The sequence below is a fragment of the Streptomyces altiplanensis genome, from assembly GCF_053591575.1.
In genome coordinates, this window is record NZ_JBSFUB010000012.1 from 40,463 (window position 1) to 52,752 (window position 12,290).

The window sequence follows — 12,290 nt, forward strand, 5'->3', positions numbered from 1 at the left end:
TGCGATCAGCAGCGGGCACAAGTCTACACAGTTTCGAGGGGTGCTCCGCACAGCCCCGGGCGGGCCGCCTTCGCGCAGGTCAGAGAGGGGTCAGGAGCACTTCTTGGCGTTCTTCGGAGGCGTGCCCTCCAGGAGGTAGGTGTTGATCGCCGTGTCGACGCAGTCGCTGCCGCGGCCGTACGCCGTGTGGCCGTCGCCGTCGTACGTCAGGAGGGTGCCGGAGGCGAGCTGGCCGGCCAGGGACTCGGCCCACTTGTACGGGGTCGCCGGGTCGCGGGTGGTGCCGACCACGACGATCGGGGCGGCGCCCTTCGCCTCGATGCGGTGCGGGGTGCCGGTGGGCGCGGTCGGCCAGTACGTGCAGTTCAGGGAGGTCCAGGCGAAGCCCTCGCCGAAGACCGGGGACGCCTTCTCGAAGGCGGGGAGCCCGGTGCGGACCTGGTCGGGGCCGGTGAAGGCCGACGGGAGGTCCAGGCAGTTCACGGCGGCGTTGGCGTACATGAGGTTCGCGTAGCTGCCGTCCTCGGAGCGCTCGTAGTACGTGTCGGCCAGCGCGAGCAGGCCCGCGCCGTCCCCGCCCATCGCGCGGGTGAGGCTCTCGCGCAGCTGCGGCCAGCCGGACTCGTCGTACATCGCGGCGATCACGCCCGTGGTCGCCAGGGACTCGCCCAGGGGACGGCTCCCGCCGGTGGGGACGGGCTCGGCGTCGAGCTCGTCGAAGAAGCCCTTCAGCCGCTTGCCCGCCTCGTCCGGCGTACCGGTGCCCAGCGGACAGTCCTCGCGCTTGACGCAGTCCGCGGCGAACGACTGGAAGGCGGTCTCGAAGCCGGCCGTCTGGTCGCGGTTCAGGTCGCGGGCGGGCAGGGACGGGTCCATCGCGCCGTCGAGTACGAGGCGGCCGCTGCGGCCGGGGAAGAGCTCGGCGTACGTCGCGCCCAGGAAGGTGCCGTACGACGCCCCGACGTAGTTCAGCTTCTCGTCGCCCAGCACCGCCCGCAGGATGTCCATGTCGCGGGCCGAGTCGACGGTGGAGACGTGCGGCAGGATCTCGGCCGAGCGCTTCTCGCAGCCGGCCGCGAAGTTCTTGAAGGACGTGACCAGCTTGCTGGTCTCCCCCTGGTCGTCGGGGGTCTGGTCGACCTGGGTGTACGCGTCCATCTCCTTGCCCGTCAGGCACTCGACGGGCTCGCTGCGGCCCACGCCGCGCGGGTCGACGGCCACCATGTCGTAGCGCGCGCGGACCGGTGCCGGGTACCCGATGGCCGCGTACGCCTGGAGGTAGCCGATCGCGGAGCCGCCGGGGCCGCCCGGATTGACCAGGAGGGAGCCGAGACGCTTGCCGGGCCCGGTGGCCTTCTGCCGGGAGACGGCCAGCTCGATGTCGGACTTCTCCGGCTTCTTGTAGTCGAGGGGTGCCTTCACCGTGGCGCACTGGAAGCCGGGGGCACCGCACTCGCGCCACTTCGGTTTCTGCGCGTAGTACGGCTTGAGGGCGGCCGGGGCCGCTTCCTGCGACGCGGAAGCCGAGGCACTGGGCGACGAACCTCCCGACGAGCATCCGGAGACGAGCAGCCCGGCGGTCACGAGGGCGGTGGCGGAGGTCCGGATCAGGTGCCTGGTGTCCATCCTCGGAGCGTAGTGCGGCGATGACGGATTGTGCGGGGAGCGGCTCGTACGAGTGAGCCGGTCAACCGCGGCGGTGGGGTCAGCCGTCCGGTCCGCAGCCCGGCAGTCCGGCCTGCGGACCGGCAGTCCGGGCGGCGGTCCGGTCAGCCGGCGCGCAGCGCCACCGTCATCGCCTCCACCGCGAGCAGCGGCGCGACATTGCGGTCCAGGGCCCGGCGGCAGGCGATGATCGCCTCTATCCGGCGCAGGGTGCGCTCGGGGGTCGAGCTCTGCGCGACGCGGTCGAGGGAGTCCCGTACGTCCTCGTTGGCGAGGGCGACCCGCGAACCGAGCTGCAGGGCCAGTACGTCGCGGTAGAAGCCGGTCAGGTCGGTCAGCGCGAGGTCGAGGCTGTCCCGCTGCGTACGGGTCGAACGGCGCTTCTGGCGGTCGGCCAGCTCCTTCATCGCCCCCGCGGTGCCGCGCGGCATCCGGCCGCCGGACGCCGCGCCGAGCGCCGCCTTCAGGTCGTCCGTCTCCTTGACGTCGACCTCCTCGGCGACCTGCTTGGCGTCCTCGCCCGCCGCGTCGACCAGCTCCTGGGCCGCCTTCAGGCAGCCGCCGATGTCGGCGACGCGCAGCGGGAGTCCGAGCACGACGGCGCGGCGGGTCCGCGCGCGCTCGTCGGTGGCGAGCCTGCGGGCCCGCCCGATGTGGCCCTGGGTGGCGCGCGCGGCGGTCGCGGCCGTCCCGGGGTCGATGCCGTCGCGCCGCACCAGGACGTCGGCGACGGCCTCCACGGACGGGGTGCTGAGCGTGAGGTGGCGGCAGCGGGAGCGGATGGTCGGGAGCACGTCCTCCAGGGAGGGCGCGCACAGGAGCCAGACCGTACGGGGAGCGGGCTCCTCGATGGCTTTGAGCAGCACATTGCCCGCGCCCTCGGTGAGCCGGTCGGCGTCCTCCAGGACGATGACCTGCCACCGGCCGCCCGCCGGGGACAGCTGGGCCCGCCGGACGAGCTCGCGGGTGTCCTTCACGCCGATGGAGAGCTGGTCGGTACGGACGATCTCCACATCGGCGTGCGTGCCGACCAGGGTCGTATGACACCCGTCACAGAACCCGCAGCCCGGGGCCCCGCCCAGCGCCCGGTCCGGGCTGGTGCACTGCAGGGCGGCGGCGAACGCGCGGGCGGCGGTGGACCGCCCGGAGCCCGGCGGCCCGGTGAAGAGCCAGGCGTGGGTCATCTTCGACGCGGCGGGGGCGAGGGTGGCCCCGGAGCGGTCGGCGACGGCGGTCACGAGCGCGTCGGCGTCACGGGCGGCGGCGGCCAGCTGCGCCTGAACCCGCGCCTGCCCTACCAGGTCGTCCCATACGGCCATGGTGCTACCGCCTTCGCCGTGCGCTTGCGTTCTCGTGAATCCCGATCGTCCCCATTGTGGCCGACCCCACTGACACCGGGGCCCCGGTCCCCGGTCCCCGGTCCGTCCGGCATTCGAGGACCGGGGACCAAGGCCGGGGGCCGGAGCCCGGGGACCGGGGCGGTGTCCCGCCGGGAGGCTCAGCGGCGGCGGCCGCCCCGGCCCCACCGGTCGCCGTCGTCCTCGTCGGCGTCCCGGCCGCCCAGCAGTTCGTCCGCCAGCGACGGCAGGTCGTCGAGCGGCGTCTCCTCCGCCCAGTCCGACCGGCGGCGCCCACGCGCGGAGGCGCCCTGGCCCGCACCCGTGTGCGCCGCATCCGGATCCAGCCACGGCAGCTCGCGCGTACGGTCGTTGTCGTCGCCGCTGCGGTCGTCGGGCTGTTCGTCCCGGAAGAACCCCGGCGGCACCCGGTCCGAAGGCTCGTCCCGTACGGACGGCAGCGCCGCCGTCTCGTCCATCGGCCTCGTGTCGCGCACCGGCGGCAGGACAGCGGTCTCGTCCATCGGCCTCGTGTCGCGCACCGGCGGCAGCACAGCGGTCTCGTCCATCGCGGGACGAGCCGGAGCAGCGGGACCAGCCGGAGCAGCGGGACGAGCCTGAGCAGCGGGCGGCGTCGGGGAGGGCGGCGTCGGGGAAGGCGGCGTCGGGGAAGGCACCGCGTCCTCCTTGCGCATGTCGACGCGCGGCCGCTCCACCGTCTGCGTCACCTCGTCGGGCCGGACGACCGGCGTGGGCACCGTCGTCTCCGCGTCGGCCGGCGGCTCGGCCGCGGCAGCGGCCGCCGACGCCGCCGCGGAAGCCGCGGCCGCCGACTCCGCGAGCCTGCGCGCCTCCTCCGCCCGCAGCAGTGCCTCCTCGGCCCTGCGCTGCTTCTCACGGCGGCGTTCCTCCGCCTCCGCCCGCAGCCGGGCCTCCTCCTCGGCCTGCTTGCGCAGCCGTTCCTGCTCGGCGGCCCGCGCCTTCTCCTCGGCCTCGCGGCGCAGCCGCTCCTCCTCAGCGAGCCGGCGCGCCTCCTCGGCCCGTCGCCGGGCCTCCTCCGCCTGCCGTTCGACCTCGCGCTGCCGCGCCTCCTCGATCTCGCGGCGTTTGCGCTCCTCCTCCTCGGCGCGGAGCTTGGCCAGCTGTTCCTGCCGCTCGCGCTCCAGACGCTCTTCCTCCGCCTTGCGCGCGGCCTCTTCCTCGGCCCTGCGGCGCGCCTCTTCCTCGGCGGCCTTCCGCGCCTCCTCCCGCGCCTTCACCTCGGCGTCGGAGAGCGGCAGCATCTGGTCGAGACGGTGGCGTACGACCGTGGTGACCGATTCCGGGTCCTGGCCGGCGTCCACCACCAGGTAGCGACCGGGATCGGCGGCGGCCAGCGTCAGGAAACCGTGGCGCACGCGCGCGTGGAACTCCGGCGGCTCCGACTCCAGCCGGTCCGGCGCCTCCGTGAACCGCTCGCGCGCCGTCTGGGGCGAGACGTCGAGCAGAACCGTCAGGTGCGGTACGAGCCCGTCCGTCGCCCAGCGCGAGATACGGGCGATCTCGGTCGGCGACAGGTCCCGGCCCGCCCCCTGGTAGGCCACGGACGAGTCGACGTACCGGTCGGTGATCACGACCGCGCCGCGCTCCAGCGCCGGGCGTACGACGGAATCGACGTGCTCGGCGCGGTCGGCGGCGTACAGCAGCGCCTCCGCGCGGTTCGACAGGCCCGCGCTCGACACGTCCAGCAGGATCGACCGCAGCCGCTTGCCGATCGGCGTGGCACCGGGCTCGCGCGTGACGACGACCTCGTGGCCCTTGTTGCGGATCCACTCGGCGAGCGCCTCGACCTGGGTGGACTTGCCGGCCCCGTCGCCGCCCTCCATCGCGATGAAGAAACCGGTCGCGGCGGGTGCCTGGCCGGGCTCGCCGCCCTTGAGCGCCTCGCGCAGGTCGCGGCGGAGCGGGACGCCCTGCCGGTCGTCGGTCTTGGCGAGCACGATCGCGGCCACCGGCAGCAGCAGCGCGCCGACGAGCATCAGCGTGAAGGCGGCGCCGCCGTGGGCGAAGACGAAGCTGCCGCCGGTCAGGTGGTGCGGGCCGATCGCGGCGGCGAGCACCGGGGCGAGGACCAGGCCGAGGGCCACATAGATCCGTACGACGGCATGCAGGTGCTCCGTGGTGCGTCCCCGCCGGAACTCCTCGGTCTCCTGGTCGAGCAGCGTGTGCCCGGTGTTCGCGGCGACTCCGGCGGAGAAGCCCGCGAGCAGGGTGATCATGAGCACGGTCGCCGTGTCGGGCACCAGGCCCATGGCGAGCAGTGCGACGCCCGTGACGGCGATCGCGAGCGACAGCAGGCGGCGCCGGGACAGCGTGGGCAGCACCTTGCGCGCGCTGCGGATGCCGATGACGGTGCCGCCGGTCAGAGCGAGGAAGAGCAGGGCGAAGGTGACGGGGCCGCCGCCGAGGTCCTTCGCGTGCAGTACGGCGACGGCCGCCGCGGCGGCGACGGCGCCGGCGACCGTGGCGCAGGCCACGACGAGGAGCCGGATCGCACCCGTGCGTCCCTTGTCGAAGCCCGTGCCGGTCCTGGGCCGGCGCCAGCCTTCCAGGGGGGAGCGCGCGCGGGGCGTCTGCGCGTCGGGCAGCTCCAGGAAGTACAGCGTCGACACGGACGCGGCGAAGAGCCCCGCGGCGACGTACGACCCGAGGGCCGCCTGGTGCTGCGAGAACCAGGCGATGCCGGAGCCGAACAGATTGCCGACCAGCGTCGCCGTCAGCAGCACGGCGGCAGCCGCGGGAAGGGCGGCGAAGCCCGTACGCAGCGACAGCCGGTGCAGCGCGTCCAGGTGGTCCGGCAGCGGCCGCACCGACGCGCCCTCCGGCGGCGGCGCGGGCAGCAGCGCGGGGGCGGCGCTCTCCTTGGCGACCGCCCAGAAGCGCTCGGCGACACCGGCGACGAAGACGGTGCTCAGGAGTACGGCCTGGGCCCTGTCCGGGGTCCAGTCGATCCACAGCGGTGCGACGACCAGCAGGGCGAGCCGCAGCCCGTCCGCCCCGATCATCGTCCAGCGGCGGTCGAGTGGTCCCGACGGCGCGGTCAGCGTGGAGACCGGGCCCAGGAGGAGGGCTCCGAAGAGGAAGGTGGCAAGGATCCGAGCCCCGAACACCGCGGCGACCGCGAAGGCCGCACCGCGATAACCACCGCCGAACGACCCTTCCGAAATCGCCGCCTGAAGCGACAGCAACAGCAGCACGAGAAGGGCGAGGGCGTCGCCGGTACTGCCGACGAGCTGTGCGCTCCACAACCGCCTGAGCGGAGGAAGGCGCAGCAGGGCTCGTACGGCTCGCTCGCGTGAGTCTGCGGCTAGTGCGTCGGAGGTGGGGCTCACGACCGTTGGCTGCTCGGCTCGCGTCATCCGCCCAGCCTATCCGGAGCCCACCGCCCGCCGGAGGCCCGCCCGAACAAGCGTCTGTTTCCGGGCGTCCCGGCCGTCGGCAGGGGGCTGCCGAATGACCGGGCCGACCGCCCGACCGTCCGGTCACCCGACCGCCCGGTTACTCGTCCGCTCGGTTACTCGTCCGAAGCCGACGCGCTCTTGGCTGCCGTCGTCTTCTTCGCCGCCGCCGTCTTGGCCGTCGTCTTCTTCGCCGTCGTCTTCTTGGCCGCCGCGGTCTTCGCCGTGGCCGTCTTCTTCGCCGCCGCCGTCTTGGCCGTGGCCTTCTTCGCCGGAGCCTTCTTCGCCGGGGCCTTCTTGGCGGTCTTCTTCTTCACCGGGCCCTTGGCCCGCTTCTCGGCGAGGAGCTCATAGCCCCGCTCCGGGGTGATCTCCTCCACGCTGTCGCCCGTGCGCAGCGTGGCGTTCGTCTCGCCGTCCGTGACGTACGGGCCGAAGCGCCCGTCCTTCACGACCACCGGACGTTCACTGACCGGGTCCGTGCCCAGTTCCTTGAGCGGCGGCTTGGCGGCCGCCCGGCCCCGCTGCTTGGGCTGGGCGTAGATCGCCAGCGCCTCGTCGAGCGTGATCGAGAAGAGCTGGTCCTCGGTCTCCAGGGAGCGCGAGTCCGTGCCCTTCTTGAGGTACGGGCCGTACCGGCCGTTCTGCGCGGTGATCTCGACGCCCTCGGCGTCCGTGCCGACGACGCGCGGCAGCGACATCAGCTTGAGGGCGTCCTCCAGCGTCACCGTGTCCAGGGACATCGACTTGAAGAGCGACGCCGTCCGCGGCTTGACCGCGTTCTTGCCGGTCTTCGGAGTGCCCTCGGGAAGGATCTCCGTGACGTACGGGCCGTACCGGCCGTCCTTCGCCACGATCTGGTGACCCGTCGCCGGGTCCGTGCCCAGCTCGAAGTCGCCGCTCGGCTTGGCCAGCAGCTCCTCGGCGTACTCGACGGTCAGCTCGTCCGGCGCCATGTCGTCCGGCACGTCGGCGCGCTGGTGGTTCTCGTCGTCCTTCTCGCCGCGCTCGACGTACGGACCGTAGCGGCCGACGCGCAGCACGATGCCTTCGCCGACCGGGAAGGAGGAGATCTCACGGGCATCGATGGCACCGAGGTCGGTGACGAGCTCCTTGAGACCGCCGAGGTGGTCGCCGTCGCCGTTTCCGGCGTCCGCGGCGCCCCCCGGCGCGACACCGGCGTCGGCGTCGCCCTCACCGAAGTAGAAGCGCCGCAGCCACGGCACGGCCTGGGCCTCGCCCCGCGCGATGCGGTCGAGGTCGTCTTCCATCTTCGCCGTGAAGTCGTAGTCGACGAGCCGGCCGAAGTGCTTCTCCAGCAGGTTGACTACGGCGAAGCTCAGGAAGGACGGCACGAGCGCCGTGCCCTTCTTGAAGACGTACCCGCGGTCGAGGATCGTGCCGATGATCGAGGCGTACGTCGACGGACGGCCGATCTCGCGCTCTTCGAGCTCCTTGACCAGCGAGGCCTCGGTGTAGCGGGCCGGCGGCTTGGTCGCGTGCCCGTCGACCGTGATCTCCTCCGACGACAGCGCGTCTCCCTCGGCGACCTGCGGGAGCCTGCGCTCGCGGTCGTCGAGCTCGGCGTTCGGATCGTCGGCGCCTTCGACGTAGGCCTTCATGAAGCCGTGGAAGGTGATCGTCTTGCCGGAGGCGGAGAACTCGGCGTCGCGGCCGTCGCTCGCCCGGCCACCGATCTTCACCGTCACGCTGTTCCCGACGGCGTCCTTCATCTGGGAGGCGACCGTGCGCTTCCAGATCAGCTCGTAGAGCCGGAACTGGTCGCCGCTGAGGCCCGTCTCGGCAGGCGTGCGGAAGCGGTCGCCCGAGGGGCGGATCGCCTCGTGCGCCTCCTGCGCGTTCTTGACCTTCCCGGCGTACGTGCGCGGCTTGTCCGGCAGGTACTCGGCGCCGTACAACTGCGTGACCTGGGCACGGGCCGCCTGGACGGCGGTGTCGGAGAGCGTCGTGGAGTCCGTACGCATGTACGTGATGAAGCCGTTCTCGTACAGCTTCTGCGCGACCTGCATGGTGGCCTTGGCCCCGAAGCCCAGCTTGCGCGAGGCCTCCTGCTGCAGGGTCGTCGTACGGAACGGGGCGTACGGCGAGCGGCGGTACGGCTTCGACTCGACCGAGCGGACGGCGAACGACGAGTCGGCGAGGGCGGCGGCCAGGGCGCGGGCGTTCGCCTCGTCGAGGTGCAGGACGTCACTCTTCAGTTGTCCCACGGAGTTGAAATCGCGGCCCTGGGCGATACGCCGGCCGTCGACCGTCGTCAGGCGGGCGACCAGAGAGGACGGGTCGGAGGCGTCACCGGTGCGTCCCGTGGAGAACGTGCCGGTCAGGTCCCAGTACTCAGCAGAACGAAAAGCGATGCGCTCGCGTTCCCGGGCGACGACGAGGCGTGTGGCGACGGACTGGACACGGCCGGCGGACAGCCGGGGCATGACCTTCTTCCACAGGACCGGCGAGACCTCGTAGCCGTACAGACGGTCCAGGATGCGGCGCGTCTCCTGAGCGTCGACCATGGGCTTGTTCAGGTCGCGCGGGTGGGACACGGCTTCGCGGATCGCGTCCTTGGTGATCTCGTGGAAGACCATCCGGTGGACCGGGACCTTGGGCTTGAGAACTTCCTGGAGGTGCCACGCGATGGCTTCGCCCTCGCGGTCCTCATCGGTGGCGAGGAAGAGTTCGTCGGACTCCGCGAGGAGCTCCTTGAGCTTCTTGACCTGCGCCTTCTTGTCGGCGTTGACGACGTAGATCGGCTGGAAGTCGTTCTCCACGTCGACGCCGAGGCGGCGTACCTCGCCCGTGTACTTGTCGGGCACCTCGGCGGCACCGTTCGGGAGGTCGCGGATGTGCCCGACGCTCGCCTCGACGACATAGCCAGGGCCGAGGTAGCCCTTGATCGTCTTCGCCTTGGCGGGCGACTCGACGATGACGAGTCGGCGGCCGCCGTGTGCGGTCTCGCTGGTCGGGGACAACTTGGCTCTTCTCTCCGGTCGACACTCGGTGTTCTGCAGGTGACGCTGCGGAGTGTGACGGTACAACCCGCCCCCGTGTCAAACGGCAAAAGCCCGCAACGGCCACTCGAACGGTAACCCGACTCCCGGCATTCCTGCCGCCCGGACCGCTCGACCACCTCTGCGGGACTCCGCCTGAGACCTCGTGTGGATCTCTTCCGATCAGATCCGGCCGAAACACCACACTCCGAGAACGACGAAGGCCGTTCCGAACACAGTCGCCAGCGCGAAAGAGATCGCGGGACTCACTCCATACGCCACCGGCGCACGGTGCACGGTACGCGCTCCCGTCCACCACAGCAGCCCGGCCCCGAACAACGTGAACGCCGCTCCGACGAAGACCGCCGGTCCGCTCTCCATCCCCGTACCCCTCACCCTCACCGTCCGCCGGCCTGGTTCCCCGGACGGTGAGGCTGGCACCCCCGGAACACCGGCCGTCGACCTGGAAACGAACTCCGGGTGAACGGATCACGGGCTGAACGGATCACCGGGCGAACGGATCACCGGGCGGACCGGAAAACCGGAAGAGCCGGGGCGCGCGGACGCCGGGGCCCTACCGGACCCCGGCGTCCAGCGGTTCCAGGAAGCCCTGCTCGACCAGCAGCCTGATCGACTCGGGCGTACGGTCGCGCAACAGCACCGGGTCCTCGCCGAGGAGCTGGGCGATGGCGTCGAGGATGCGGCCCGCGCTGAGCGACCCGTCGGACACCCCGGCGAAGCCCGCGCCGACCGTGTCGACCTTCGTCGCGCGCCGCATGCCGCGGTTCTGGCGGAGCACCACGTACTCCGGGTCCTCCGCGCCCGGCAGCCCGATCTGCTCCTGCACGATCTCGTCGGCGAGCTTGAAGTGGCCGGCGAGCAGCGCCGCGTCGTCGTGCGTCCGCAGGTAGTCCTGGCGTTCGAAATGGGCTCGCACGACAGGGCCGAGAGGCTGTTCGACGGGGTGCGGCCACTCCTCGATGGTGATCGAGGGGTTCTCGGCGCCGGATTTGCGCAGCGTGATCCAGCCGAAGCCGACACCCTTGGTCTTGCGGGCCTCGAACTCGTCGAGCCAGGCGTCGTACCGCGCGGCGTACTCCGCGGGGTCGGTGCGGTGGTCGCCGCTGTCGCGCAGCCACAGTTCGACGTACTGCGTGACGTCCTGCACCTCGCGCTGCACGATCCACGCGTCGCACCCGGCCGGCACCCAGGAGCGCAGCCGCTCCTGCCACTCCTCGCCGTCCACGTGCTGCCAGTTGGCGAGGAACTGCGCGTACCCCCCGTCGTTCAGCCGCTCCCCCGCTCCCTGAACGAGCGTGCGGCACAGATCGTCCCCGCCCATCCCGCCGTCGCGGTACGTCAGCCGCGCGCCCGGCGAGATGACGAAGGGCGGGTTGGAAACGATCAGGTCGTACGTGTCCTCGCCCACCGGGTCGTAGAGCGAGCCCTGGCGCAGGTCGGCCTCGGGCACCCCGGAGAGCCCGAGCGTGAGCCGTGTGAAGTGCAGGGCGCGCGGGTTGAGGTCGGTGGCGGTGACCCGGACGGCGTGCTGCGCGGCGTGCAGCGCCTGGATGCCGGATCCGGTGCCGAGGTCGAGCGCGCTGGTGACCGGCGTGCGGACGGTGATGCCGGCGAGCGTGGTGGACGCGCCGCCGACTCCCAGGACCACTCCCTCGTCGCGGGTGCCCGCGCCGCCGGCGCCGCCGACCGCGCGGCCGAGGTCGGAGACGATGAACCAGTCCTGGCCCTCCTCCCCGCCGTAGGGCCGTACGTCCACAGTGGCCCGTACGCCGTCGTCCCCGTCCGCCACCCCTTCCCGCACCAGCCAGCCGTCGGCCAGGCACTGCTCCAGGGGCAGCGCGGCCCCGGCGCGGGCGGCCGGCACCGGCTGCTGGAGCAGGAAGAGCCGTACGAGCGTTTCGAGCGGGCTGTCGCCGCGCGTGGCCCGCAGCGCGGGCACCGTCTCGCTGCGGGCGAGCGCGGCGTACGCGGGCGCGCCGAGCAGCTCCAGCAGCCCGTCGGCGGTGAAGTCGGCGGCGAGGAGCGCTTCGCGGAGGCGGGCGGAGCTTTCGGGCGCGGGGAGGCTGGTCGTACTCACTGGGCCATTGTCACCGCTCGCACTGACAAAAGCCGCGCGGCCCGGCCCCTTCCGGGGGACCGGGCCGCGCGGCAGGGCGTGCGCGCCGAGATCGCGGCTTCACGGTCACGGCTTCACGGTCACGGCTTCGCGGCCGGCGAGACGGAGTTCGTCGCGCCCGGCTTCTGGCAGCCGGGCTGCTTGGCCATCGCCGTACCCACCTCGCCGGACTGGAGCTTCTGGAGCGCCTGGTCGCCGCTTCTGCTGATCCTGCTCAGCTCTTCCGCGATTCCCTTGAGGCCGTCCGCGAACTCCGCCTGGTCCTTGGTGTTCAGCCCGTCGACCTGCTTCTTCAGACCGGCGTACGCCGCGGAGGACTCATTGAGCTCCTTGACCGCCGCCTTCTGGGTCGTCTCACCGTCGCCGACGGGCGGGGCGCCCGCCTTCCCCACCGCGGCGCCCATCGCCTTGTAGGCGTCCGAGATCTGCTGGAAGGCTGCGGAGTCCGTCTTCTGGACGTCGGCCGGCTTGCTGTTGTCGGCGGTCTGCTTCTGGATGGAGGCGTTGGCGTCCGAGATCTTCTTCAGCTGGGGCTGCACCTGGTCGCAGACCGACTTCGCCCAGTCGTTGACCTTGTTGTCGCTGTCGTCGTCGCTGCAACCGGACAGCGCCATTACCAGTACCGCACCGCCGGACAGCGCGGCCGCACACTTCTTGTTCACCGGATTGGTCCCTTCCAAGGCTCTCGGCCCCGGAACATACACGCCAAGTG

7 protein-coding genes are annotated in these 12,290 nt (G+C 72.2%); all 7 read right to left on the reverse strand.

Annotated features, from left to right (window positions below):
- Positions 1-90 precede the first annotated feature (90 nt).
- The 7 genes from ACWD0Y_RS08560 to ACWD0Y_RS08590 all read right to left on the reverse strand — a co-directional run bounded on the left by ACWD0Y_RS08560 (position 91) and on the right by ACWD0Y_RS08590 (position 12,240).
- On the reverse strand, positions 91-1,626 hold the full coding sequence (locus ACWD0Y_RS08560) for an alpha/beta hydrolase (RefSeq protein WP_450259636.1): 1,536 nt from the start codon (positions 1,624-1,626) through the stop codon (positions 91-93).
- A gap of 143 nt (positions 1,627-1,769) precedes the next feature.
- On the reverse strand, positions 1,770-2,984 hold the full coding sequence (locus tag ACWD0Y_RS08565; RefSeq protein ID WP_450259637.1) for a DNA polymerase III subunit delta': 1,215 nt from the start codon (positions 2,982-2,984) through the stop codon (positions 1,770-1,772).
- A 179-nt stretch (positions 2,985-3,163) separates the two neighbouring features.
- Positions 3,164-6,400: a dTMP kinase gene (gene tmk / locus ACWD0Y_RS08570; RefSeq protein ID WP_450259638.1), complete on the reverse strand. Its 3,237-nt coding sequence runs from the start codon at positions 6,398-6,400 to the stop codon at positions 3,164-3,166.
- A gap of 155 nt (positions 6,401-6,555) precedes the next feature.
- Complete coding sequence (topA, locus tag ACWD0Y_RS08575; protein ID WP_450259639.1) at positions 6,556-9,423, reverse strand: type I DNA topoisomerase; 2,868 nt, start codon at positions 9,421-9,423, stop codon at positions 6,556-6,558.
- A gap of 201 nt (positions 9,424-9,624) precedes the next feature.
- Positions 9,625-9,822: a hypothetical protein gene (locus ACWD0Y_RS08580; RefSeq protein WP_450259640.1), complete on the reverse strand. Its 198-nt coding sequence runs from the start codon at positions 9,820-9,822 to the stop codon at positions 9,625-9,627.
- Between the two features lie 193 nt (positions 9,823-10,015).
- On the reverse strand, positions 10,016-11,539 hold the full coding sequence (locus ACWD0Y_RS08585) for a DUF7059 domain-containing protein (RefSeq protein ID WP_450259641.1): 1,524 nt from the start codon (positions 11,537-11,539) through the stop codon (positions 10,016-10,018).
- Between the two features lie 119 nt (positions 11,540-11,658).
- The gene (locus ACWD0Y_RS08590) at positions 11,659-12,240 is read right to left on the reverse strand and encodes a small secreted protein (protein WP_450259642.1); all 582 of its coding nucleotides are present in this window, start codon (positions 12,238-12,240) and stop codon (positions 11,659-11,661) included.
- Positions 12,241-12,290: the final 50 nt, after the last annotated feature.

Coding starts and splice junctions, on each gene's coding strand:
- ACWD0Y_RS08560 (WP_450259636.1), bottom strand. CDS start 1,626: ATGGACACCAGGCACCTGATCCGGACCTCCGCCACCGCCCTCGTGACC.
- ACWD0Y_RS08565 (WP_450259637.1), bottom strand. CDS start 2,984: ATGGCCGTATGGGACGACCTGGTAGGGCAGGCGCGGGTTCAGGCGCAG.
- tmk (WP_450259638.1), bottom strand. CDS start 6,400: ATGACGCGAGCCGAGCAGCCAACGGTCGTGAGCCCCACCTCCGACGCA.
- ACWD0Y_RS08580 (WP_450259640.1), bottom strand. CDS start 9,822: ATGGAGAGCGGACCGGCGGTCTTCGTCGGAGCGGCGTTCACGTTGTTC.